The organism is Leptolyngbya sp. ST-U4 (assembly GCF_039962215.1).
Taxonomy (GTDB): Bacteria; Cyanobacteriota; Cyanobacteriia; order Elainellales; family Elainellaceae; genus Leptolyngbya_A.
The window spans coordinates 1-25,222 of record NZ_JAMPKZ010000003.1; the positions used below are offsets into that span (position 1 = coordinate 1).

The window sequence follows — 25,222 nt, forward strand, 5'->3', positions numbered from 1 at the left end:
ACGGCATTAATTGCTTTGCGACGCAGGTCGTCACCATAAGGGGAAGGCATAGGCACTTCTAGACGCTGGTTTTCCCCTAGCCTAGCGTTCTAACCTAATCGCGTAAAGCTATACACCATCACCAAACACGAGATCGAGCAGACCCCTCAAGGGACGTTTTATGAGGTTGAAATCGAGCAGGCTGACGCAGAATATGAGCTTTATTTTGACTCCAGTGTGACCCCTGTTCGCAACGCCAACGAAGATAGCTAGCCATCCTCATCTGTAATGGGACTTACGCGCCTGTAGGACGCGGGTAGCCGTTTTCTCTTCCAAACTTACCGATCGTCTAAGGGGTATCGCCGATGAAGCCTTCGGGAAGGTTGCTAACCTGTCGCTGAAGCGTTGCCAGGGCGCGGTTATAGCCCAAAATTGCCTGAAGGTTATTTACCTGGGTTTGCGCCAGAGCGGTTTGCTGCCGCAGCACGTCGGTCTGGGTTCCAACGCCTGCCTGAAAGCGAAGTCTTGCCAGTCGAAGGGCTTCTGCGGCCTGCTGTACTGCGAGAGCCGTGGTTTGAATGTTGGTTGCGCTAGCTTGAAGCTGAGAATAGGCCTGCTCGGTTTCAAACCGAATTTGATTCTGAAGGCTTTCAAATTGGCTTTCTGCCTGGGCAATATTCGTTTCTTGCGCTCTTGCTTCTGCTCTGGCAGCTCCTCCGTCGTATAGGTTAAGGCTCAGCCCGACGCCGAGCTGATAGTTGTTTAAAAATCCGTTGCCCGCATCCAGGTTGTTGTTCAAGCCAAAGGAGCCTTGCAGGTTGACCTGCGGTCCAAGCTGTGCCAGGGCTGCCTGTCGCTGCTCTTCGGATGCCTCTCGCTGGATGAGCTGCTGTTCTAGCTCGGCGCGATTTCTGAGTGCCTCAACAATGCTTTGCTCTAGGCTCAGGTTCCAGTCTCCAGCAACTTCGATCGGGTCGGCTGCGGTGAGGTCAACGCCATTCGACGTATTGAGCAACTGGGTTAAATTGCGACGAGCAATATCAAAACTGCTGAGCTGCTGCGTTAAATTTTGCTGGGCGTTTGCCACATCGACTTGTGCCTGCAACACATCAAACCGGGTTCCAACGCCTGCCCGCTCCAGTGCCTCTGCATCTCGCAAGCTTTGTTCTGCCTGCTCCACGTTGGACTGAAAGATTCTCACCTGTGCCCCTGCCTGCTGCAAATCAAAATAGGCAGTCGCGACTTGCAGAATGAGCTCATTCGTTTGCCGCTCGATTTCAAGCTGCTGAACCCGAACCTGTCCTTCTGAGGCACGAATCAGCGACGATCGCCTTCCAGAGGTAAACAGCGCGTAGCTCACTTCTAAATTACCGCTTAGACTTGCAGCATCACTCGATTGAATTTCGGTTTCTCCGGGTCCCGCGTTTGGGTTGGGTACGACCTGTCCCTGATTGTTCACAGTGAACGGGGGCTGCTGAGACGTAACAGGGCTTTCCTGACCCTGCTGCACCAGGTTTGCATTGACGCTGACGGTGGGATTATTTGCAGCTCTTGCCTGATCGAGCTGTGCCTGTGCCTGATCGCGCTGCTGCCGCGCCTGGCGAAGCTGAGGATTATTGCGAACTGCCAAATCAACTGCCTGCCGCAGCGTAATCGGCTGTGTTCCCTGGAGTTCGACTTCTTCAGGACGGGTCGGAAAATCGAGCGGATTTGGGCTGGGGTTGAGATAGTCGGGAGACTGGACTCTGCCACTCGTGCTGGGGGAGGAAGGAGTCGCTTCTGTCGGGGTGCCTGTGTCTGGAGTATCTGTGTCTGGAGTATCTGAGGCTTCGGTTTCTGAAGAAGTAGAAGTATCTGTTTCTTCCGTTAGAGTATCTGCCTCTGGAGTACCCGTTTCGGAAGTACTTGTCTCGGACGTATTTGTCTCGAAAGTGTTTGTTTCCGAGGTATCTGTTGGAGTACCCATTTCGGAAGTACTTGTCTCGGAAGTATCTGCTGTTGGAGTATCCGAAGTATCTGTTTCTGAGGTATTCGGGGTTGAATCCGGGGTTGAATCAGGCAACGGTTCCGTTTGCGGGTCGTCTGCCTCTCCTGTGGAAGGTTCTGCCTGGGAAACAGTATCCGCAGCATCCGCAGCAGAAGTCTCAGAAGCAGGTGTTTTGGCTTCGCCAGGTTGGGCAGATTCAGCCACGGGTTTAGCCGCAGTTTCAGCTACCGGTTCAGCGACCGGGGAAGTTGCCTCCGTTTGTGCGGCTTCGGTAGCCGGAGTTTCCTGAGATGTCGCTTCAGCCGCAGGCACGTCAGACCGGGGCGATCGCTGCTCTGACTTTTCGGAAGCTGAGGGTTCAGCAGGCGATGGAGTTTGGACAGACGAACTTGCTTGAGCAGAGCCAGAATGAACTGCACCAACAGTAATCAGGGTGGTGATGCCGATCGCAACAAGCGGATTGGGAGAGCGCATACGTCGAAAAACAAACCAGATGGGCTTTACGAGACGATAAGAGCGACCTTATGCAGAATACTGGTTATTCTGTGCCTTGGCAAATGAAAAATAGCCAGCATTTTCGCCTGCAACAGCCTGGCTGAAACGCATCAGATAGCCGCGCCGCAAACCGCCTTTAACGTTATCGCAAAGACGCAAAAGACGATCGATTCAGCTCAAAATTCAATGCAGCTCGACATCCCTGCTCACCGCCCATTCGCAAAGGCGATAAAAGCAGAAAACTTTTCGGGAAAGACCCATGACGAGGACAGGTTTGCAGTAGAATGGCGACTTGTGGAAAACCTGGCTTTTTGCTTGCTGTTTGTTTTCCCGGTTTCTATCTCATGTAGCTGATCCCATGCCCAAGGTTCTTGTCTCCGACCCGATCGATCAAGTTGGCATTGATATTCTCTCCCAGGTGGCTCAGGTTGACGTGAAGACCAGCCTTTCCGCTGCCGAACTCGTGCAGATCATTCCAGACTACGATGCCCTGATGATTCGTTCTGGAACCCGCGTAACTCAAGAAGTCATCGACGCAGGAACGCAGCTCAAGATCATTGGACGAGCCGGAGTCGGAGTCGATAATGTGGATGTGCCTGCTGCCACGCGACGCGGAATTCTGGTGGTCAACTCGCCCGAAGGAAACACGGTCGCCGCTGCGGAACATGCCGTAGCAATGATGCTGGCTCTGTCACGCTACATTCCTGATGCCAATCAGTCGGTGAAGGGCGGCAAGTGGGATCGCAAGAGCTTTACGGGTGTAGAAGTTTACAAGAAAACGCTAGGCGTCGTTGGCTTGGGCAAGATCGGGTCGCACGTTGCCGGGATCGCTCGCGCTATGGGAATGCGTCTGCTAGCGTATGATCCTTATTTATCGGCTGAACGGGCAGAGCAAATCGGTTGTCAGCTCGTCGAGCTTGATTTTCTCTTCCGCGAGTCGGACTACATCACGCTTCACATTCCCAAAACGCCGGATACTTATCATTTAATCAATGCCGACGCGCTGGCAAAAATGAAGCCCACCGTTCGCATTGTCAACTGTGCCAGAGGCGGCATTATCGATGAGGCTGCGCTGGCAAAGGCGATCGACGCCGGGCAAATTGGCGGAGCCGCGCTGGATGTGTATGAAAACGAGCCGCTGGGCGAATCGCCCCTTACCAGCCTGAGTAAAAATCTAGTGCTCACGCCGCACCTGGGAGCCTCCACTGAAGAAGCGCAGGTGAATGTGGCGATCGATGTGGCAGAGCAAATCCGCGATGTGCTGCTGGGGCTCCCGGCGCGATCGGCGGTGAATATTCCCGGTCTGCGTCCCGACGTGATGGAGAAAATGCGTCCTTTCTTGCAGCTTGCAGAAACGTTGGGCAATCTGGTGAGTCAGCTTTCCGGCAAACGGATCGAGTCGCTCACGATTCGCTTACAGGGCGATCTGGCAACGAACGACAGTCAGCCGATGGTCGTCGCAGCACTCAAGGGCTTATTGTCCAACGCTTTGCAGGAGCGGGTCAATTACGTCAACGCCAGCATTGAGGCAAAAGAGCGGGGCATCCGCGTGATCGAAACTCGCGATGCGTCGGTGCGTGACTATCCAGGCTCGCTGCATCTGTCGGCAGTCGGCTCGCTGGGCGAACATTCCGTCACGGGCGCACTCCTGGGCGACAATGAAATTCGCATTACCAGCATCGATGACTTTCCGATCAACGTGCCGCCAAGCCGCTATATGCTGTTTACGCTGCACCGCGATATGCCGGGGATCATCGGTAAGCTGGGATCACTGCTGGGCAACCTGAATGTCAATATTGCCAGTATGCAGGTCGGACGCAAGATCGTGCGCGGCGATGCCGTGATGGTGCTGAGCATTGATGACCCCGTGCCAGACGGCGTTTTGGAGGAAATCAAAAAAGAACAGGGAATTCGTGATGCCTACACCGTGACCCTAGCCGAAATTTCCTGAACCGAGGTCTCGTGAGGTGATCACTCTTGGCAAGTAGCTGGTGGGAAATTCAGGTCGGGGCTGATCCGGCGGCAGAGGAACTCCTCTTTTGGCGATTGCAGGCGTTTGGCTGTCGCGGCATGGCGAGTGAGTTACGGGGCAACACGTTCACCGTCAAGGCATACCTGCCGCAAATCAAATCCCAGCAGCTCGATCTGGCTGCCCTGGCTCTGTTGCTCAAACAAGATCTGCTCTGCGCCGAACTGCCCGCGCCGATCGTCCAATGGCACTTAATCGATGAAGAAGACTGGTCTAAAAGCTGGAAAGACCACTGGCATCCTGAACCGATCGGCGATCGTTTTTTAATCAATCCCGCCTGGCTTCCCATCCCCGAAACCGATCGGCTGATCATCAAACTCGATCCGGGCGTTGCCTTTGGCACAGGTGCGCATGCCACGACCCAGCTTTGCCTGGAAGCATTAGAGATGCGACTCAACGACCCGCTACCAGGAACGATCGTCGCGGATATTGGCTGCGGCTCCGGCATTCTCTCGGTGGGAGCAATTTTGCTGGGTGCAGAGCGAGCTTATGCCGTCGATACAGACATTCTGGCAGTCGATGCGACCAAGAGTAATGTTGAGCTGAACGAGTTGCCGCCCGATCGCCTGATGGTTGAAGAAGGCAGCCTCGATCGCCTCAAGGAAATGCTGCCCGCTCCGGTCGATGGCTTTGTATGCAACATTCTGGCAGAAGTCATCCTGCAACTCATTCCGTCCTTTAGCGACATTTCCAAGCCAGATACCTGGGGCATTCTCAGCGGGATTTTGATTGACCAGGTCCAGCCGATCGCCGATTGCTTAGAGGAACACGGCTGGACAATGGCAACCCTCTGGAGGCGGCAGGACTGGTGCTGTTTGAATATTCGCCGAGCAGAAAATCTGCCTGGTAATTGGCATGGGTAAGGAGAAGTTACAGGACGGGCGGGGGCGCGGGATTGAGCGGTAGACTATGGACTGTGGAGTACAAAACTGTGGATGGAGCGGAGATCTATGGTGCTTCCGAGCGGTTCTAGGCTGCCGTCTTTGCTGCAAACGCTGAGTTTGATTGCGGACCCGATCGCCTTTTTTGATCAACAATCGCAGCGATACGGCGATCCCTTTACGACGCGGGTGCTGGGAATCAATTCGCCGCCTGTAGTGTTCTTTAGTCACCCAGATGCGATCCAGGCGATTTTTACCACACTGTCGAGCAAGCTGGAACTGGGCAAGGTGACGGATGTGTTTCGTCCGCTGACCGGAAATGAATCGCTGATTATGCAGGACGGATCGCGCCATCAGCAACAGCGGCAGATGCTTATGCCTGCGCTTCATGGGGAGGGGCTGTATCGCTGGGGACAGGTGATTTGTGACTTGACGACCGAGGCGATCGATCGCTGGTCGGTGGGATCGGTGCTAAAGATTCAGTCAGAGATGCTAGACATTTCGCTGGAAGTCATTTTGCGCGTCGTGTTCGGGTTGAAGCCCGGCAGTCGCTATCAGCAGCTTCAGCGGCTTTTGCATCGATTGCTGGAGGATATCAATTCGCCGACCTATTCGGTGCAGTTTTTTTTGCCGCCGTTGCAGCAGGATTTGGGGGCGTGGAGTCCGTGGGGACAGTTTGTGCGGATTCGGCAGCAGATTGATGCGTTGCTGTATGCCGAGATTGCCGATCGCCGGAGCCAGGGCATTCATGATCGATCGGACATTCTATCGGTGCTGATGAGCGCCACGGATGCAGAAGGACAGCCGCTCAGCGATGTAGAACTGCGCGATCAGCTCATGACGCTGCTGCTGCTGGGACATGAAACAACGGCTTCTGGCTTAACCTGGATTTTTTACTGGCTTCAGCGCGAACCGCAAATTGCCGATCGCCTCCTACAAGAGCTGGATACGCTGGGCGAACAGGCTGACCCGATGACCGTAGCAAACCAGCCTTATCTCAACGCAGTGTGTAAAGAAGCATTGCGAATTTATCCGATCGCGCTGATTTCGCAGCCGCGCTGGACCAAGGAGGCGATCGAGCTTATGGGCTATCGGTTTGAACCGGGAACCGTGCTGATTCCCTCGATTTATCTGGCGCATCGCCGGGCGGATACCTATCCGAATCCCGATCGGTTTGAGCCGGAGCGGTTTTTGGGCAAGGCGAAATCGCCCTATGAATATTTGCCGTTTGGTGGCGGCAGTCGAAGCTGTATTGGCATGGCGTTGGCAATGTATGAAATGAAGCTGGTGCTGGCGACGGTGCTTCGCCAGGTGACGCTAACCCGTTCGAGCGAAATGCTGCCTGTGGTAAAACCGACGCGACGGGGCATTACGTTTGTGCCGCCGAAGGAGTTTCGAATGCGAGTGGGCGATCGGCGAGGCGCAAAGGTGCTGGTGAGTTAGAAGGCAGCTCAGGGTTATGACTTCTCAAACATCTTCCTGGGGTAAAGTCTAAGCAGGTTAAAATCTGTAATTAGGAATTAGGAATTGTAAGAATTCCTGACGGTTCGACACAGCAGACTGTGACCCTTTTGACTGATCCTTTTGACAACTTATTTTTTAGAAGGACTGTTTTTCTTCGATGCTTTGTCAGTCGCCTTTTACTCACTTGCAACCCCTGCAAGACTGTAAACAAATTTATCAGTTTCTTGACTTTTGCCGCAAGCGATCGATTGCAGAAAATCAGCCTAAAATTGCTAGTGTTGCCCTTGAAATCGAGGCGATGCAAAGCACTTCCTCTTGCAGCGTAATCGATCCATTGATTGTTCTTAATCATCTGCATCGATCGAATCAGCTTCATTTCTATTTAGAAAATCGTGATCAAGGGCGATCGATTGCGGCGATTGGCTCAGCGGTTGCGCTAACAGTGAACGGCAAAGAAAGATTTAAGCAGGCACAAAATTTCATTCAAACTCAGCTTGACCAAATATTAGCGAGCTATCCGGTTGATTTTCCCTGGACAACGCCTCGATTTTTTTGTAGTTTTACTTTTTTTGATCAGCAAACTCATTGCGATTCTCCTTTTCCGGGCGCGACCGTTTTTCTCCCTCGCTGGCAGATTATTCGCTGGCAGGAACATCACGGGGCGATCGTGAATTTGCCGATTCAATCTGACTCGAATTTGCAGCAGTTAACCCAGACGATCTGGCAGGAATTTCGATCGATTTGTCAGGCGCAGTACGACGTTTTTCAGCTTCCGCAAGGCATTACTCCACTCCTCAATCAATGGGAAATTATTGACCACAATTCGTTTCAGCCTGCTGTGACTTCGGTGCTGAAATCGATCGAAACCCATCAGTTTGATAAGGTGGTGCTGGCTCATGCGATCGATGTGATTTCTCAGCTTCCGTTTCAATGGGGACGATCGCTCAACGATTTGCGGCAGTTGCATTCAGGATGCACGGTTTTTTCGATCGGCAACGGCAACGGACAGAGCTTTATTGGGGCGAGCCCGGAGCGATTGTTGAGCATTCAAAACCGCCGCTTTCTCACCGATGCCCTTGCCGGATCTGCCCCACGCGGACGGACGGCAATCGAGGATGATACGCTGGGCGATCAGCTTTATCGCAGCGACAAAGAGCGGCACGAACATCAGGTCGTTGTTGATTTTATTACGCAAAGATTGGTCAATGTAGGGCTAACCCCTCGCTTCACCGCAACGCCAACCCTGCGAAAACTAGCCAATATTCAGCATCTTCATACGCCGATTCAGGCAATTTTGCCGCCAAGCCTGCATCCGCTTGCCCTGGTTGCCGAGCTGCACCCCACTCCTGCCGTTGCCGGACGACCCCGCGAAGTTGCCTGTGAGCAGATTTGCCAGTACGAAGGCTTTGAACGATCGCTCTACGCCGCGCCCCTGGGCTGGATCGACGCCCAAGGAAACGCCGAATTTGTCGTTGGCATTCGATCGGCTCTGATCGACGGACATCGCGCCCGATTATATGCCGGGGCGGGCATTGTGGCAGGGTCTAATCCCGATCGCGAACTGGCAGAAATCCGGCTGAAGCTTCAGGCACTCCTGCGGGCATTAGTGTGAGAATGGAGCTTCTGCTCTTTTTTCTGGGTTCGCCTGTCAGGAATGCCGATCAATTTCAGCAATACTAACTCGGTCTGGGCGTCGGTGCTGGTGGAAACGCTGCACTGCCTGGGACTCCAAACCGCCGTTATCTGTCCCGGATCGCGATCGGCTCCGCTTACGGTTGCTTTTGCCCTGCACAAGGCGATCGAGGCAATTCCGGTACTGGATGAGCGATCGGCGGCTTTTTTTGCGCTGGGATTGGCGAAACAAACGGGACGGGCGGTTGCCTTGGTTTGCACCTCAGGCACGGCAGGGGCAAACTTTTATCCGGCTGTGATCGAGGCGCGGGAAAGCCGTGTGCCTTTGATCATTCTCACGAGCGATCGTCCGCCGGAACTGCGTGAATGCAATGCGGGGCAAACGATCGATCAGCAAAAGCTGTATGGAACTTATCCTAACTGGTACAGTGAACTGTCGATACCGGGGCTAGAACTGTCGCTGCTGGCATATTTGCGGCAAACGATCGTCTATGCCTGGGAACGTGCCCATCAGCCGGTAGCGGGCTGTGTGCATCTGAATCTGCCCTTTCGCGATCCGCTTGCGCCAATTCCCCAGGCTGAAGCAAAGGCACTCGGCGATCGATTTCCGACCGATTTTTTTAGGGGAATTGCTCCTGCGCCGTTTGTGCAGTTCGAGGCTCAATTTGCCGTTCCTTCACTGTGGCAGCAGTCCGATTATCCCGAAGCAGGAACAGCCCCGCATCGCGGCTTAATCATTGCAGGCGTCGCGCAGCCTGGCGATCGTCAGACCTACTGTGAATCGATCGCCCGTTTATCGCAATCCCTGGGTGTTCCGGTGCTGGCAGAAGGGCTGTCTCCGGTGCGAAATGCTGCCGACCTGAATCCCAATCTGATTACTACTTACGACCTGATTCTGCGAAATTCTGACTGGGCAGATAAACTCCAGCCCGACTGGGTTATTCGCGTTGGTGAAATGCCCACCAGCAAAACCCTGCGCCAGTGGCTCAATTCCGATCCGTTGCTGATGCAGTGGATTATCGACCCGGACGATCGCAATCTTGACCCGCTGCACCTGAGAACCGTTCATCTGCGACTGTCGATCGAGCAAGTGGCGGCACAAATGACCCGCAGGACGGGTTCGCCTTCTCATTACTTAAAGTCCTGGCTTGAGATGGAGACGATCGCCCGCCAGAAGCGCGATCGAACCCTGGCACAGACCGACTTTTTGTTTGAAGGCAAAGTATCGTGGCTACTGTCTCAGCACTTGCCTCCTGGAACGCCGCTGTTTATCGCCAACAGTATGCCCGTGCGCGATATAGAGTGGTTCTGGCAGCCGGGAAATCGCCAAATTCAGCCCTGCTTCAACCGGGGCGCAAACGGTATTGATGGCACGCTTTCGGCGGCGATCGGCACAGCCCACCGTCAGCCCAGTAGCGTTTTACTCACAGGCGATCTGGCACTGCTGCATGACACGAACGGCTTTTTGCTGCGAAATAAGCTGCAAGGACATCTAACGATCGTGCTGATCAACAACAACGGCGGCGGAATCTTTGAAATGCTGCCGATTGCCCAATTTGAGCCACCCTTTGAAGACTTTTTCGCTACCCCTCAGGACATCGATTTTGCCCAGCTTTGCGCCACCTACGGCGTGGACTATCACCGCATTCGAGACTGGCAGGGTTTGATCGATCGCATTCAAACGTTGCCTCAAGAGGGCATTCGGTTGTTGGAAGTGCAGACCGATCGAAAGCGAGACACGATTTATCGACGGCAGATTCTCAATCAACTGCAATCGGCATAGCCTTTGATGCTGCCAATCCGATCGCCTGTGGGTAAATGCGATGCTCCTGTTCCTGGATTCGCTGATGCAACGTTTCGGGCGTATCCTTGTCCAGCACGGGGATGGCGGCCTGCATAATGATCGAACCGCGATCGACTTCCGGGATCACGTAATGCACGGTGCAGCCTGCAATTTTGACTCCGGCAGCCAATGCCTGCTCAACTGCACGGACTCCGGGAAAACTGGGCAACAGGCTGGGATGGATATTCAGAATTCGATTGGGGAAAGCCTGAATCAAAACGGGAGTAACAATTCGCATCCAGCCTGCCATAATCACCCAGTCCACCTGAGACTGCCGCAGGAGGGAAACGATCGCCTCGTCCAACGCTTCGCGGCTGGCAAACTCTTTGTGATTGAGCAAATGTTTGGGAATGTTCCAGCGATCGGCGCGCTCTGCCGCTTTGATATCAGGTTTGTTATAAACAAGCACCTGAATCTGGGCGTGAAGCTGACCGTCTGCAATTGCTTGGGCGATCGATTCTAGATTGCTGCCGTTGCCTGATGCCATCACACCAAGCCGAAGCGGTGCTGGAAACGAATGGGAAGAAGCGACGGGGGAAACCAGGCTTTGAGCAGCGTCAGCAGCAGACATAAAGTAAGAACGACAAGGTTAAGAACGACAAATTTGCCTTCAATTGGCTCAACTTAGCCTATCAAAGATCACCTGCGCGATCGCGAACAGTCTTCCATTCATTGAGAATTGGCGCAGTTTGGGTCATGATTTTCCCCTTTCAAACACCCTTTAACAGGGCTGCCCCTTTCCCCCAACTTCCGATCGCCCTGGGTTTCTTGATGATAAGAATTAAAAATTTTCTGATTTTTAGGAAGGGATAGTAGCAGAAACTACTTTTTAATCCTAGAAGCTGTGGAGAAAATAGCTACTTGTTTCCATCGAAATTGCATACAGTATTCTGCATACAAATTGTTACTTTTCTCAACTGTTACTTTTCTCAAAAAATTCTTTAGCTGGAGCAGTTTTCGGGTTCATCAATGCGCCAGCTCACGAAATTTCGCAAGTCTCATCATAGGTTTCAACACCGCTTTACTGCATCTAGGTTTACTGCATCTGGCTTTAACTGATTGCCCTTAGGCGAACTCAACCTTAAGCAAACTGAACGGCGATCGCTTGTTTTTTGGAGGTGTCTTGTTGAACGTTTCTGCACCACCCATTCAGCGCACCAAATCATTGCATCAGCAGACCTACGAGGCACTGCGATCGAGCATTCTTGCAGGTCAGTTAGCTCCGGGCGATCGGCTAGTTGAAACTCAGCTTGCTCAGCAGCTCCAGGTAAGCCGCACCCCGATTCGAGAGGCAATTCGCCAGCTCCAGCGCGAGGGATTAGTCACAGCAGACGGCAGCGGTGGACTGCGGGTTACGGCGATCTCAGCAACAGACGCGATGCAGCTTTATGATTGTCGGCTTGCGCTAGAGCAGCTTTCAGTGGTTGGAGCCTGCCAGCACGCTAGCCAGAGCCAGATTCAGCAGTTGGCGCAATACGTCACCGACGCAGAACATTTGCTGACGCTGGAAAGCTCTGATGCTCCCCGTTCTAAAACCTGTGCCGATCGCCTCCTTAACCTCGACTATTGCTTTCATCACCTGATCGCTGAGAGCGCAAACAATCCCTGGCTAGTGTTTCTGCTCGATCAGGTATTCGACAAAATGGCGTTATTGCGAATGGAAACCCTGCGGCATGATCCAGAAGTGCTGGAAGTACGGCGAGAGCATCGGCAGATTTATGAGGCAATTGCTCAGCGCGATCGATCGGCAGCCGCTCAAGCGATTCAAGACCATCTCACTGCCAGCAAAGCCAGGGTGATCAAAAGCATTGAGCATTTGCATCACTCGGATGCAGCAAAGTAATTAACGTTAAGAACAAATCAGAAAACAAATTAGAGAATAAATTAGAGAACGAATCGAAGAAAAGATAAAAAAGGTAGAAAAAACAGATAGAAAAACCGACAGAAGAAAAAATCATTTTGAGCGTAGGAAGGTTAGAGGTGATGGTGAACAGTACAGTACGGTTAACGGTGAACGGCGATCGATTAAATGACAGTATCGAGCGGCTGGCAAAAATCGGGCGGCAATCCAACGGAGACATTTGCCGACTTGCCTTTACGCCTGAAGATTTGCAGGCACGTTACCGGGTGCAGCAGTGGATGACCGACGCAGGCATGACCGTGCGAATCGATGCGGCAGGCAATTTGATTGGCAGATACCCAGGCGTGGATGAAACCGCTCCCGTGCTGGCGACAGGTTCCCACATAGACACGGTTCCTTCGGGCGGTTGCTATGACGGCGTGCTGGGGGTGCTTGCCGGGATCGAGATTGTGCGCGTCCTGCGGGAAAATGACGTACGGCTGCACCATCCGATCGAGCTAATTGTCTTCACCGACGAAGAAAGCACCATGATCGGTAGTCGGGCGATCGCGGGAACCGTCAAATCGGCACCAGAGAGCTACAAAACCACCACTGGCGTTCCGATTCAGGATGCGCTGGAAGCGATCGGCGGCAACTGGGATTTTCTGGCACAAGCCCAGCGATCGGATTTGGCGGCATTTGTGGAATTGCACGTTGAGCAGGGCGCGGTACTGGAAAAAACGGGCAATCAGATTGGCGTGGTGCAGGGCGTGGTGGGAATGCAGCGGTATCAGGTCAGCATTGCCGGACAGCCCAACCATGCAGGAACGACTCCAATGACCCTGCGGCAGGATGCTTTGGTTGCAGCCGCGCAGTTGATTTTGGCAGTGCAGCAAATTGCCCTGGCGATGCCGTCTCAGCCCGTGGGAACGGTTGGCTATCTCACGGTTGCGCCGAATGCGGTGAACATTGTGCCGGGACGGGTGGAACTCTCGATCGACCTGCGCGATTTGTCCTGTGAGGTGCTGGACACCATGTTAAGCCAGATTCAGCAGCAAATGCAGACGATTGCTACCGCAACGCAAACCACAATGGAAATTCAGCCGATTCTAGAAGTAGAGCCAACCCCTGCCGCGAAGCACATTCAGCAGACGATCGCGCAGATCTGTGAGGAGACGCACCTGAGCTATTGTCATTTGCCCAGCCGTGCCGGACACGACGCAATGGAAATGGGACGCATTACCGAGATGGGCATGATTTTTGTGCCAAGTCAGGCAGGCATCAGCCATTCGGGAACCGAGTATACCTCGCCCGAACAGTGCGTCGCGGGGGCAAATGTGCTGCTGCAAACGCTGCTGCGGCTGGATGCTCACTATCATCAGTTGAAATTGAAGCAGGCTCAGCCAGAGCAAGTAGCATTCGATCCGAATAAACCTGAAAAATTTCCCGAAAACCTGGCTCTTGTAACAAGAAACACAATCTCACCTTAGCGGAGGCTTTGTACTGAAAGCAGCCCCAAATTTTCGATAAGAACTGATGGTTTGCTGCGGTGTTTTCTAATCATCCTGGAATAATTTTTTATGTCTCAGTCTTCTGTTTCCGCATCTCATCCTGTCAATCCTTCTGCGATCGACTCTGCGCTGCACGTAGCGCCCGCTCAAACGGCAGGAGTAACGCTGCGATCGGTCACGAAAAAGTACGGTTCTTTTACTGCCGTTGAAAACGTTAACCTGGAAATTCCGGCAGGGTCTTACTGCTGTTTGCTGGGTCCGAGCGGCTGCGGCAAAACCAGTACGCTGCGAATGATTGCAGGACACGAGGAAGTCACCAGCGGCGAAGTCTGGATCGGAGATCAGCGGGTCGATCAGCTTCCGCCTGCTAGGCGCAATACGGCAATGGTGTTTCAAAACTATGCCCTGTTTCCGCACAAAACCGTGTGGCAAAACATCGAGTTTGGCTTGAAGATGGCGGGGGTTACTCCGGCAGAACGGAAGTCGCGAGTGGAAGAAATGCTGGCGATCGTTGGGCTGGAGAAATTTGCTCAGCGTAAGCCTGCGATGCTCAGCGGCGGTCAGCAGCAGCGGGTCGCACTCGCAAGGGCACTCGTTACCCGTCCTCAGGTTCTCTTGCTGGATGAACCACTCAGCGCGCTGGATGAAAACCTGCGGGTCAAAACCAGGGGCGAGCTGCGAAAGCTGCAAAAGCAATTTGGCATGACGTTTATTCAGGTCACGCACGGACAGGATGAAGCCTTCGCCCTTTCTGATCAAATCGTGGTGATGGATCACGGGCATATTGATCAGATCGGCACGCCGGAACAGATTTTTGCCACGCCTGCCTCGCGGTTTGTGGCTCGCTTTGTCGGCGATAACAATCTGTTTGTGGGCCAGGTCACGGGCGTTTCACCGAATACGATCGCAGGAAGCGGCTGTGTGGTGCAGCTTGAGGTCGATCGCATTGGTACATTTCTCTGTCGGGGACAAGCCGCCGATGTGGGCATGACTGCAGCCTGCTGTGTGCGAAGCGATCGCATGATCATAGCTCCCTACCCTGCACTCGACCCGGATGCCCCAAATCAGCTTGCAGCAAGGGTAACGGCGATCGAGTTTACGGGATATATCACCCGTGTTTCGCTGATGCTGGAAGCAACCGGAGAAGAAATTACCTACAAAGTGCGAACACACGACTGGATCGCGCAGGAAGCCACAGAAGGGCAGCTTGTAACGTTGCAATGGGCAACAAATGACTGTGTGTTTTTGTCACATTAGGAGATTAAATTTTCTTGCAATAGGAGACACTTGAAAAACAGATTTGGAGATGACTTGAAGAATGGTTTGCTGCGCTCAGGTGATCGTTTGGGCGAAACAAACGGAGCTTAGTTTGTCACTTCTCAAGCATTCTCCTGAGCCTCAAAGAGGATTGTGGAAAGATCATCAATTCACTTTCCCCATTTCAGTTCACAGATTGCTTCGCTCACTTTTTTCTTTTTTGGATTTTTCACAGAACTATGGCTAAAATTTCTCGTCGGCAACTGATTCGGACTGGTTTAGCAGCAACTGCCCTGGTCACGGCAACGCGCTGCGCTCGCAACGAAGCCCCCGTGGGAACGCCCAACAATCCGGCAACGGGTCCGCAGGTAAACACGAATCAGATCAAAGATGTGACGCTGCGCTTTATTGGCACGGGCGTTTCCCAAATCAACGAAGTGCGCGATAAGGCACAGGAAGACCTGGGTTTCAAGCTGCAAATGCGTGCCCTGAGCACCGAGCAAAACAACCAGATTGCGATTACGCAGCCCGGACAGTACGACATTTTTGACGGGGAGTATTTCTCGCTGCCGCTGGTGATTCCGTCGGGCAACTTGCAGGCGATCGACATCAAGCGCATCACCAACTACGACAAAATCGTGTCTTTCTTCACTACAGGCAAGTTTAAGGGACTGCCCGTAGAACAATCGCAGGGCACGGCTCCCTACAGGGTGCAATACCTGACCGCCGCAGACTCCAAGGAGTTTTCGCCGACTCCGACTGATTTTGCGACGATGATTCCGTTTCAGTACAATGCCGACACGCTGGGCTATCGTCCCGACCTAGTGGGAACCCAGATCCAAAGCTGGGCAGAGCTATTTGACCCGAAATATAAAGGCAAAACGTCGATTCTGGACATTCCCCAGATCGGCATTATGGACGCGGCAATGGTGGCAGAAGCGGGCGGACTGATGAAATTCGGCGACAAGGGCAACATGACCCGTGCAGAAATCGACCAAATCACCAATATCCTGATCGAGCAGAAGCAAGCCGGGCAGTTTCGCGCCTTCTGGAAAACCTTTGATGAATCGGTCAACCTGATGTCGTCCGGTGAGGTGGTGCTGCAATCGATGTGGTCGCCTGCGGTGACGGCTGTGAAAGCAAAGGGAACTGAGTGCGTTTATGCTCCGCTGAAAGAAGGCTATCGCGGCTGGGGCGGCGGCATCGGTTTGTCGAAAAACCTGTCAGGCGTTGCCCTCGATGCGGCTTATGACTACATGAACTGGATGCTGGACGGCTGGGTGGGCGCGTTTCTGGGACGGCAGGGCTACTACAGCGCGGCTCCCGAAACGGCACGCAAGTTTATGAAACCGGAAGAGTGGGACTTCTGGTACGAAGGCAAAACTGCTGCAACTAACATGGTTGATCCCTTCGGCAAAACCCTGGAAAAGCAGGGTGCGAAACGAGACGGCGGCTCCTTTGAAGAGCGGTTTGGCAACATTGTTGTCTGGAACTCCACGATGCAGGAAAACACTTATTTGGTGCAGAAGTGGAATGAGTTTATTGCGTCGTAGTTAGTGGGTGGATGGGTGGATAAGTGGATGAGCAGATGAGTGGATAAGTGGATGAATAGGAGCGCAGGCATATCGGTGATTGAAGCGATCGCCGCTAGGGAAGCGCCTGGCATCAGACCTGCGCGAGGCACTCACGCTCCTTAAGGATTGCAATTCTAGACAGGACGATCGTCAATCATCCCATTCGCTCTTCTGCCCATTTCCTCCTCATTTCCTCACCTATCCCCTCACGCATCTCCCCATCCTCCCACTCATTGCACCCTTCCACTCATTCACCCTCCCATGTCCAAACTCTGGAAATCCCTCTCTCCTTACTTCCTTGTTACACCCCAAACGCTGGTGTTTTTGCTGTTTCTGGTGTTTCCGATCGCCTTGATTTTCATCGTTAGCTTTTGGCAGTTCAACGGCTATTCGATGACTCCGGCGTTTTCGTTTGAGAATTATTTATCAATTTTTACGTCTAAGGTTTCGTTTGCGACGTACCTGAATACGTTCAAATATGTTTTGCTGGTCTGGTTTTTTTGTTTGGCGATCGCCTTTCCAGTGGCATATTTTTTGGCGTTCTATATTGAAAGTCAGACGTGGCAAATTGTGTTGTTTTTGATCTGCACCATTCCATTTTGGACATCGAATATTATTCGGATGATTTCCTGGATTCCGCTGCTAGGAAAAGAAGGGCTGGTGAATCAATTTTTGATCAATTTGGGAATCGTGAATGCACCGCTTGAGTTTCTGCTTTATTCCGATTTTGCGATCGTGCTGGCGATGGTGCATCTCTATACGTTTTTTATGATTGCGCCAATCTTTAACAGCCTGATGCGGATTGATCGCAATCTAATCGCGGCTGCGCTGGATATGGGTGCGTCAGGAACGCAGGTGTTAAAGGAAGTGGTTTTGCCGCTAGCGGCTCCGGGAATTGCGATCGGCTCGATTTTTGTAGTGACGCTGGTGATGGGCGAGTTTGTTACGGTGCAGCTGATGGGCGGCGGGCAGGCGGCTTCGGTGGGCAAGCTGATTCAGACCCAGATTGGCAGTTTGCAGTATCCCTTGGCGGCGGCGAATGCGGTGATTTTGCTGATTGTGACGCTGATTCTGGTAGCGGGCATTTTGCGCGTGGTGGATATTCGCAAGGAACTGTAGGAACTGGTAAGAGATAGGTAGGAAATCATGAAACGTCGATCGCTTTCGTTTTATCTGCTGGCTGCTTTTTTTGTCCTGTTTGTGCTGTTCCTTTACGGACCGATGTTCGCCATTTTTATCCTGTCGCTTCAGGGACCGGATGGCGGACTGACGTTTCCCATGAAAGGCTTTAGCTTTTACTGGCTGGGGCAGGTGTTTCAGGAACAGCGAGTCGGCAACTTTACCGATGCGTTTGGGCGATCGTTTTTGCTCAGTCTGATCGTGCTGCTGGTGTCGATCGGCGTCAGTGTGATGGCAGGACTGGCATTTCGTCGTCGCTTTACCGGGTCAACGGTGCTGTTTTATCTGACGATTTCCAGTCTAGTCGTGCCGAGTGTGCTGGTGTCGCTGGGCATTGGGATCGCGTTTCAGGTATTGGGGCTGCAAACCGACTGGTTTTCTTCGGGTCTGGGCGCACAGCTCACCTGGACAGTGCCGTTTGCGTTCCTGATTATGATCGGCGTGTTTAACCGTTTTAATCCGTCCTACGAAGAAGCGGCGCGAGATCTGGGTGCGGGTAATTTTAGAACGTTTCGCGAAGTGGTGCTGCCGCTGATCGCCCCAACGCTAATCGGGGTGGGCTTGCTGGCATTCACGCTGTCCTACGATGAATTCACCCGCACGTCGCTGGTTTCAGGACAGTACAACACGCTGCCGCTGGAAATCTTCGGGATGACCACGAACGTGACTTCGCCTGCGCTCTATGCCTTGGGAACGCTAACCACAGCGTTTTCGTTTGCGGTGATTGCCAGTGCGCTGACGGCTTATCAGTTTTTCTTAAGAAAGCAGCGAGAATAACGCTGAGCCGCAGAAGCCCGATCGATCGCGCCATGATAGAACTATTGTCCTCATGGATCGATTCACCCATGTCTTCTGTCTTTGCCTCCCCAACCTATCCGATCGCCCTGACTGCGCTCAAACAAGCTGATCCAGTTTTGGCAGATTTAATCGATCGCGTGGGGGAATGCAGGCTCGATCGTGAACAGCACACGGGCGATTTGTTTTCGGTGCTGAGCAAATCAATTTTGTCGCAGCAGATTTCGACTAAAGCCGCTGCCGCAATTCATAAACGGTTTGTTGCGCTTTATCCTGAGTCGCTTTCGCCAGAGCAGGTGCTTGATACGCCCGACGAAGTGCTGCGCGAAGTGGGAATCTCTCGCCCCAAAATTGCTTACCTCAAAGACCTGGCACAAAAAATACAGGACGGGCTACCGACCCTGACTGAACTGGACGCAATGGAGGATGAAGCGATTATTCAAACGCTCACCCCTGTTAAAGGAATTGGACGCTGGACGGTGCAAATGCTGCTGATCTTTCGGCTGCATCGCTGGAATGTGCTGCCTGTAGATGATTTGGGCATTCGGGCAGCCGTTCGACGCGCTTACCATCTAACCGACCTGCCAACGCAGAAAGCCGTCCGAGAATTGGGGCAGTCCTGGCAGCCTTACTGCACGATCGCCTCCTGGTATCTCTGGCGCAGTCTGGATTTTGCTCAGGTGCTTCCTGAGTAAACTTGCCATTAAACGCCTATCAAAGCCTATTAAAGGCTATTAAAGCTTGTTAAACAGGGGTTGCCTTCTGGCGGCGTTTCAAGGACTATCCCAGATTTAAGCTGAAGCGGTATAATTAGTACAAAAATACTGCCAGCTATTGTCGGTGGACGTTCTAGCTATGCCCAATCTTCTCTTGATTGAATCTCCGGGAAAAATTGCCAAACTGAAGCAGATTCTTGGTGATGGCTGGCTTGTCAAAGCCAGTATGGGGCATGTGCGAGAACTGGCAGACGAAGGTGAAGACGCGCTCGGCTTTGAGTTTACCGACAAAACGGTGCAGTGTCGCTATGTTCCCCGTGATGCGAAAGCCAAAAAAGTGCTTTCTGATTTGCGTCAAGCCGTCAAGCAAGCCGATCGCGTTTTTTTAGGCTGTGACGAAGACCGAGAAGGCGAGGTGATTAGCTGGCATCTGGCACAGGAGTTGCGCCTCAAAAATCCTCAGCGGGTGGTTTACCACGAAATTACTCCCCAGGCAGTGCGGCAGGCGATCGCACATCCCCGTCCGCTCGATACCAATTTGATTGCGGCAGGGCGGGCGCGGGACTGTCTGGATAAGCTGGTGGGCTATCGGGGCAGCAAGTATGTGGTCTGGAAGCTCAACATTGGCGCGAAATCAATGGGGCGAGTTCAGAGCGCAACCCTGCATCTGCTTTGCCAGCGCGAGCGAGAAATTCGGGTGTTTCAGCCCCACGATTACTGGTCAGTCTGGGTGGAGTATGCCGAGGGCTTCCGGGCATTTTATCGGGTCAGGCTCAATGCCTCGGCTCAGACAGGTCAAACTGAAGCCGAAGCCGCCAATTCCACTGACGATACCGGAGAACCCAAAGCGGCGATCGATTCAGATCAAGTCCTCTCTCAGGCGGAAGCCGATCGATTGGTTGCCGTTGCTCAAGCGCATCCGCATCAGGTCGTTTCGGTTGAGGGCAAAATTGCTTATCAGTCTCCGCCGCCGCCCTTTACCACTTCCACACTGCAGCAGGCAGCCGGGGCAAAGCTGCGATTCAGCCCAGATAAAACCATGCAGGTTGCCCAATCCCTTTACGAGAAGGGGCTGATTACCTATATGCGAACCGACAGCGTCAGCCTCAGTCCTGAGTTTTGTCAGGCAGTGCGGCAATGGCTCGAAGGCCGCGACCCAGACAACGTTCCCAAACGAGTGACGCAGCACCGCAGCCGCAAAGGGGCACAAGAAGCACACGAGGCAATTCGCCCGACAGATATTAGTCGTCCTTCGGCACAGCTTAGAACCGAATTATCAACCGATGAGTTTGATCTGTATGTGATGGTCTGGAAGCGATCGGTTGCGTCTCAGTGCAATCCTGCCCGCTTACGCAAAACTCGGGTGATCACCCAGTCGGGACCGCTCTATTGGGAAGCCAGAGGACAGGTGGTGGAGTTTGCAGGGTATACCCGCTACTGGCAAAACCTTCAGGCAGACGCTCAACTGCCGCTGCTTACTGAAGGACAGGCACTCACCCTGGAGCGATCGCAGGCAGACCAAAAGCAAACGCAGCCGCCCCCCCGCTATTCTGAGCCGAAACTCGTACAGCTGATGGAGCGCAAAGGCATTGGACGACCTTCTACCTATGCCCCCACGATCAAAACGCTGAAACAGCGCAACTATGTTTATGTCGAGAAGGGTAAACTCCAGCCTACGGAACTCGGACTGGAACTCGATGCCGCTCTGGAAAAGCTGCTCACCAAACTCGTTGATCCGGTGTTTACCGCAGAAATGGAGCAGGCACTCGATCGCATTGCTCAAGGCGAAGTCGGCTGGGAAGAATGGCTACTGAACTGGAATCAGGGCTACTTTACCCCTGCGATCGACCAGGCACAAAAGCAGATGTTGAGCTACATTGCTGAGTCCATGCCCAGTAAGCCTATCGAGTTAACCGATGTTCCCTGTCCTCAGTGTCAGCACGAGATGGCAAGAATTCCGAGTCGTAAACTGACAAAGGGGTTTTTCCTGAAGTGCCAGCAATGCGGCGATAGCGTTTTGTTCTGGAGCGATCGAACGCAGCAGTGGGAATTGCCCAGAAGGCAATCTGCATCCAATTCAGCCCAATCCTCAAGCGACAAACTTACTTCCTATCCCTGTCCGGTTTGTCGTCAGCCGCTGGAAGAACACACCTACCAAAAAGACGGACAGCAAAAAATCATGCTGCGATGTTCCGATCGCACTCAAAGGCAAGACAGCAAGCACAAAGATGCAGTGTATTTCTACACAGCAAAGGGAAGTTTCTGGAGTCCCAAGTTTGGCGACCTCAACGGTGAACTGAATGGTGAACTGAATGGCGGCCCCGATCCTGCATCAAAGACTCCTGTAAAAAACAGTCCGCAAAGGCAGCAGAAAGGGTCAAGGCGAAAAGGGAGTTCAACACGCACCAGGAAAACTGTAAAGAATTCAAGTCCCTCTAATCAGGGTTAGCTGCATTTCTACTCGATGCCATTGCGAATCCCATTTCTGGTTCATCGGTAATGATGGCAGCAATTTGTCGATCGCGAGAGCGTGCTTCTGCAATAAGCTGCTGCATGACGATCGCCTCATTCACCGTCCACACCCAAAAGATTTGCGGCGAGAGCTGAGCTACGATCGGATGATCGAGAATCTGCCAATTTGGAGCCAGGAAATCAACTGCGATCGCGTTCAGTTTTTCGTTTAGCGAATTTGCATCGGGCAATAAATCGATCGTCTTCGCATCTATCAAAAAACCGATGGTGATTTGGGGACTGAGCTGTTTAACCCGATCGATCACCTCAAGCCGAAAAGACGTAATCACAAACGTCTCTAAATGCAGCGGTTGCAATGCCTCTAAAACTTCCGCTTCATAGCCGGATTCTTTGAATTTATACTTGGACGGAGAGGGGGGGATTCGAACCCCCGTTGAGTTGCCCCAAACTTGATTTCGAGTCAAGCGCATTCAACCGCTCTGCCACCTCTCCTGAGGTTGCTCAAATTATTGTACTGCATCCCCTGCAAATCGGCGAAATCCTCGATCGCTCCAGAAGGGAAATCGCTTGGCATCGCTAATCCACTGCACGGCTCCGTCTTGCTCGGTCACGTAAGTCGTGATTTGTTGGGCGTTGAGTTGGTCTTGGAGCCGTGGGGCATCGCCGGAAACGATCGCCGTTTGGGGCTGCACCTGTTTCAACAAACGAGAGTCTGTCCAGTCACCCGACCACCATAAAACGTGCGCCTGCGGTAGGGCAGGAATCAGCGCAGAAAGTTTCTCACTGCGGGGCATCAGGTCTTGCAGCAGTAGCCAGGTTTTATCCTGCACCTGCATCTGAAGGGCGATCGGACGAAAACTCAGCAGCTTAAGCTGAACGGAGCCAAGATCGATTGGTTGACCGACGGCTAGGGCAATTGCCTGTCCCTGCTGCAATCGAATGGCGCGATTGAGATCCTGATAGTCTGCGGTTGATTCTGCCCCGGCAGTGCGACTGAAAAACATAGAAATCGGCATCTGGTTTAGCAAGTCGTTCCAGGCAGCGATCGAGTCTTGATTCAGGTTGAGATCGATCGCCCAATCGAGATGATTAATTCCCTGGCGCTGAAGCAGTGGCAAAACTGTATATTGCACATCTTTTTGCCGACCAAGATTCACCAGTCCGGTTTGCCCCTGATTTTGCACCAGCAGCACTGGAGCGTTTGCCTGGAGTACGGTCAGCCGCAGCTGGGTTGAGGCATACGTAGCCGGAACCGCCACCAGCAAAATTGCCAAAACTCCCGCCAGCCACCAGTTTTGCCGCCAAGGAGAACTCCACCACACCAGCAGAACCAGAGCGTAAAGAAGCAAAATTTGCAGTGCATTGATTGAACCCGCCGCATACGCGCTTCCCGGAAGCTGAGCCCCCTTCTCTGCAAGCCAGATCAGCCACTCCGTTGGAAAAGACAGTAGCCACGCCATCCCGCTTCCGACAACTGGCAAAATCAATCCCGCTCCTGCGCTGATCATGCCGCCGATACTGACCAGAGCCACGATCGGGCTGGCAATCACATTAATCGGAATACTATAGGGCGAAACGATCCCAAACGCGCCTAGCTGAAGCGGCAGTAGCCACAAATAGGCCGCCGTGGGAACAGTGATCCAGCTTGTCAGGCGCGGCGGCAACCAATCTAGCCACTTGTCCAGCACGGGAACGGTTACGATCAGCCCCAGGGTTGCCAGAAAGCTCATCTGGAAGCCCAGATCCCAGATGGCTAAAGGATCGAATAGCAGCATCCCTGTTGCCGCAAACAGGAGGACGGGCAAAATTTTCACCCGGCGGTCGATCGTCATTGCCAGCAGCACCACGACCCCCATGACCCCTGCTCGAACTGCGGGAGCCTCTGCCCCGGTCAGACCGACATAGAAAATCAGGGCAGCGAGTCCGATTCCAAATCGAGTCCAAGGCTGCGATCGCTTTGCCAGCGACAAAATCACCCCAACCAGCAGCGTCACTTGAAATCCCGAAGCCGCTAAAACATGCGCTAATCCGACCCGGGAAAAAGCATCTTGAATGCCAAACGGCACATCGACCCCGCGCCGCCCAACCACGATCGCACTTAGCAGAGCACCGGTTCGACTTCCTGCCCCTGCCGCTTGAGCCGAGACAATCCGCCGCCGAATCGACCAAAAAAATGGCGGTGAGGAACTTTCGGTAATTCTGACTGTTTCGCCTCGAAGCCCTGTAAAGATGCCGTTTCGCCGCAAATACTGCCGAAAGTTGAACCCACCTGGATTTCCCGCAGTTCGAGGGAGATACAGCGAACCGGTGACGGCGATCGTTTGACCGGGATAGATGCGATCGGGATAAAAGGGCGTTTGGCGATCGTTGGGAACGGTGACATAAATTCTGCCTGTGACAGGGCGATTATCAAGGGTGATAGACCCTATGGGAACGGGTTGCGAAGTGCGGTTACCCGAATTTCCGTTACCCGAATTTCCCTTACCCAAACTGTTCCTTTTGCTGTGTTCCCTTTTGCTGTGTTCATCTGCCGTCTGCATCTGGGAAACTGGGAGCAGGTCAGAAACCTCAAGCTCAAACTGAACCTTCTCGCTGCGCGTCAAACGTGGGGTACTAATAATTTCACCCGTAACCGTTACCGAAGACGCCGACGAGGCATAGCGGCTAATATCGGTATCCGTCGCCTCCGGCATTCGCCAGCCAAAATATAGTCCTGCCGTAAACCCGACCAGAGCCGCAATTAGCCAAATTTTTAGCTTGGGAGCCGATCGGTTCCAGCGCGGAACAATAAACCCTGCGCCAACTCCCGCAAACAGCAACAGAATAGAACCGATGGGGATCCCGCGAACGGTTCCCGGAATCCCTGTGGCTAGTAAGCCCAGCAGATAGGCCAGACCGATGATCGCACCGCTGATTTGAGTCATAAATAAAGATCGCAGTCAGCTCTGTAAAACTGTTCTGTAAAGCTGTTTCTGCGATCGAGATTGATGACCTGAACAATAATCTGAGCAGCAATCGATCGCTAAATCGAAAGCCCCAGCTTCAAGCCAAACACTCCGTGCAGCAACAGCAACATAAAAGCAGCACTGCCCACATAAGCGTGAACTGTTCTTAGAACAGATTTAGCTTTCCCCAAACTGAGCGCAATGAACAGACCATTCAGCGTCAGCAGCAGCAGGGCGATCGATCCCGTCCAGAAGTGGGTGCTGCTGAGAATAGGCTGCTTTTGCATCACCAGCGACAGCACGCCGCCCGTGTAGCCCAGCGCGATAAACAAAAACATCAGCGGAGCCAGTTTCTTGTGATCCATCCAGTTTTTTGCAGCAACTTCTGGATCGGTTGCCAGTCGTCCACGCCAGCCTGCATAAGCCACATAGCTTCCCATCACTAGCACCACAATGCCCATCATTGCGGGATGTCCCCAATGAACAATCGGCTCTGGAAGATTCAACTCACGAAAGAATGCCGCGATCGGCTCTAACAGATCACTTAACCGTGCAGCGGATTGCTCTAACATTGCGCCCTCCAGATTGGAAGAGAGATTTTTAAAGAAATATTAAGTCTTTTT

General features: G+C 53.0%; 17 protein-coding genes, 1 tRNA gene and 1 pseudogene. 13 read left to right on the top strand and 6 right to left on the bottom strand.

The features are described from left to right. Positions 1 to 328 precede the first annotated feature (328 nt). A complete protein-coding gene (locus NDA02_RS07490) occupies positions 329 to 2,440 on the bottom strand; it encodes a TolC family protein (RefSeq protein ID WP_348254733.1) in 2,112 nt (703 codons plus the stop codon). Positions 2,441 to 2,819: 379 nt separating this feature from the next. Between NDA02_RS07490 and serA the strand changes: the two genes are divergently transcribed. The 5 genes from serA (at position 2,820) to menD (ending at position 10,250) form a co-directional block, all read left to right on the top strand. Then, on the top strand, positions 2,820 to 4,412 hold the full coding sequence (gene serA / locus NDA02_RS07495) for a phosphoglycerate dehydrogenase (protein WP_190792514.1): 1,593 nt from the start codon (positions 2,820 to 2,822) through the stop codon (positions 4,410 to 4,412). A gap of 26 nt (positions 4,413 to 4,438) precedes the next feature. Next, complete coding sequence (gene prmA, locus NDA02_RS07500; protein ID WP_190792513.1) at positions 4,439 to 5,353, top strand: 50S ribosomal protein L11 methyltransferase; 915 nt, start codon at positions 4,439 to 4,441, stop codon at positions 5,351 to 5,353. Positions 5,354 to 5,425: 72 nt separating this feature from the next. Next, positions 5,426 to 6,814, top strand: coding sequence for a cytochrome P450 (locus NDA02_RS07505; RefSeq protein WP_242067396.1), 1,389 nt, complete (start codon positions 5,426 to 5,428; stop codon positions 6,812 to 6,814). Between the two features lie 205 nt (positions 6,815 to 7,019). Continuing rightward, on the top strand, positions 7,020 to 8,447 hold the full coding sequence (locus NDA02_RS07510) for an isochorismate synthase (RefSeq protein ID WP_199296615.1): 1,428 nt from the start codon (positions 7,020 to 7,022) through the stop codon (positions 8,445 to 8,447). Between the two features lie 42 nt (positions 8,448 to 8,489). Next, entirely contained in the window at positions 8,490 to 10,250 is a 1,761-nt protein-coding gene (gene menD / locus NDA02_RS07515; protein WP_348248599.1) for a 2-succinyl-5-enolpyruvyl-6-hydroxy-3-cyclohexene-1-carboxylic-acid synthase, read from the top strand. On the opposite strand, the gene purN is transcribed toward menD, so the two are convergent. Further along, the gene (gene purN, locus NDA02_RS07520; RefSeq protein ID WP_348248598.1) at positions 10,228 to 10,881 is read right to left on the bottom strand and encodes a phosphoribosylglycinamide formyltransferase; all 654 of its coding nucleotides are present in this window, start codon (positions 10,879 to 10,881) and stop codon (positions 10,228 to 10,230) included. The two genes, menD and purN, sit on opposite strands and share 23 nt — an antisense overlap. Before the next feature lie 555 nt (positions 10,882 to 11,436). Here purN and NDA02_RS07525 point away from each other — a divergent pair. The 8 genes from NDA02_RS07525 to topA all read left to right on the top strand — a co-directional run bounded on the left by NDA02_RS07525 (position 11,437) and on the right by topA (position 21,631). Beyond that, positions 11,437 to 12,153, top strand: coding sequence for a GntR family transcriptional regulator (locus NDA02_RS07525; protein WP_206755012.1), 717 nt, complete (start codon positions 11,437 to 11,439; stop codon positions 12,151 to 12,153). 140 nt (positions 12,154 to 12,293) lie between these two features. Then, complete coding sequence (locus tag NDA02_RS07530) at positions 12,294 to 13,640, top strand: Zn-dependent hydrolase (protein WP_348254736.1); 1,347 nt, start codon at positions 12,294 to 12,296, stop codon at positions 13,638 to 13,640. A gap of 90 nt (positions 13,641 to 13,730) precedes the next feature. Next, a complete protein-coding gene (locus NDA02_RS07535) occupies positions 13,731 to 14,918 on the top strand; it encodes an ABC transporter ATP-binding protein (protein WP_190789958.1) in 1,188 nt (395 codons plus the stop codon). Between the two features lie 239 nt (positions 14,919 to 15,157). Continuing rightward, positions 15,158 to 16,471 carry an extracellular solute-binding protein gene (locus NDA02_RS07540; protein WP_190789957.1) on the top strand — a complete coding sequence of 438 codons (1,314 nt, stop codon included), beginning with the start codon at positions 15,158 to 15,160 and terminating at the stop codon, positions 16,469 to 16,471. Positions 16,472 to 16,753: 282 nt separating this feature from the next. Further along, positions 16,754 to 17,611 (top strand): ABC transporter permease, encoded by an 858-nt coding sequence (locus tag NDA02_RS07545; RefSeq protein WP_190789956.1) that lies wholly within the window; start codon positions 16,754 to 16,756, stop codon positions 17,609 to 17,611. 27 nt (positions 17,612 to 17,638) lie between these two features. Continuing rightward, positions 17,639 to 18,448, top strand: coding sequence for an ABC transporter permease (locus tag NDA02_RS07550; protein WP_190789955.1), 810 nt, complete (start codon positions 17,639 to 17,641; stop codon positions 18,446 to 18,448). Positions 18,449 to 18,516: 68 nt separating this feature from the next. Further along, a complete protein-coding gene (locus NDA02_RS07555; protein ID WP_190789954.1) occupies positions 18,517 to 19,161 on the top strand; it encodes a DNA-3-methyladenine glycosylase in 645 nt (214 codons plus the stop codon). Positions 19,162 to 19,321: 160 nt separating this feature from the next. After that, a complete protein-coding gene (topA, locus tag NDA02_RS07560; protein WP_190789953.1) occupies positions 19,322 to 21,631 on the top strand; it encodes a type I DNA topoisomerase in 2,310 nt (769 codons plus the stop codon). On the opposite strand, the pseudogene NDA02_RS07565 reads toward topA, so the two are convergent. The 4 genes and pseudogenes from NDA02_RS07565 to NDA02_RS07580 form a co-directional block, all read right to left on the bottom strand. After that, positions 21,618 to 22,085 (bottom strand): annotated as a pseudogene (locus tag NDA02_RS07565) (glycerophosphodiester phosphodiesterase); the annotation flags it as partial. The gene topA and the pseudogene NDA02_RS07565 overlap by 14 nt on opposite strands. After that, a tRNA-Ser gene (locus tag NDA02_RS07570) sits at positions 22,062 to 22,146 on the bottom strand. The gene NDA02_RS07570 and the pseudogene NDA02_RS07565, both read right to left, overlap by 24 nt. A 14-nt stretch (positions 22,147 to 22,160) precedes the next feature. Then, the gene (locus NDA02_RS07575; protein ID WP_190789952.1) at positions 22,161 to 24,578 is read right to left on the bottom strand and encodes a ComEC/Rec2 family competence protein; all 2,418 of its coding nucleotides are present in this window, start codon (positions 24,576 to 24,578) and stop codon (positions 22,161 to 22,163) included. 98 nt (positions 24,579 to 24,676) lie between these two features. Continuing rightward, positions 24,677 to 25,171: a DUF4079 domain-containing protein gene (locus tag NDA02_RS07580; RefSeq protein WP_190789951.1), complete on the bottom strand. Its 495-nt coding sequence runs from the start codon at positions 25,169 to 25,171 to the stop codon at positions 24,677 to 24,679. Positions 25,172 to 25,222: the final 51 nt, after the last annotated feature.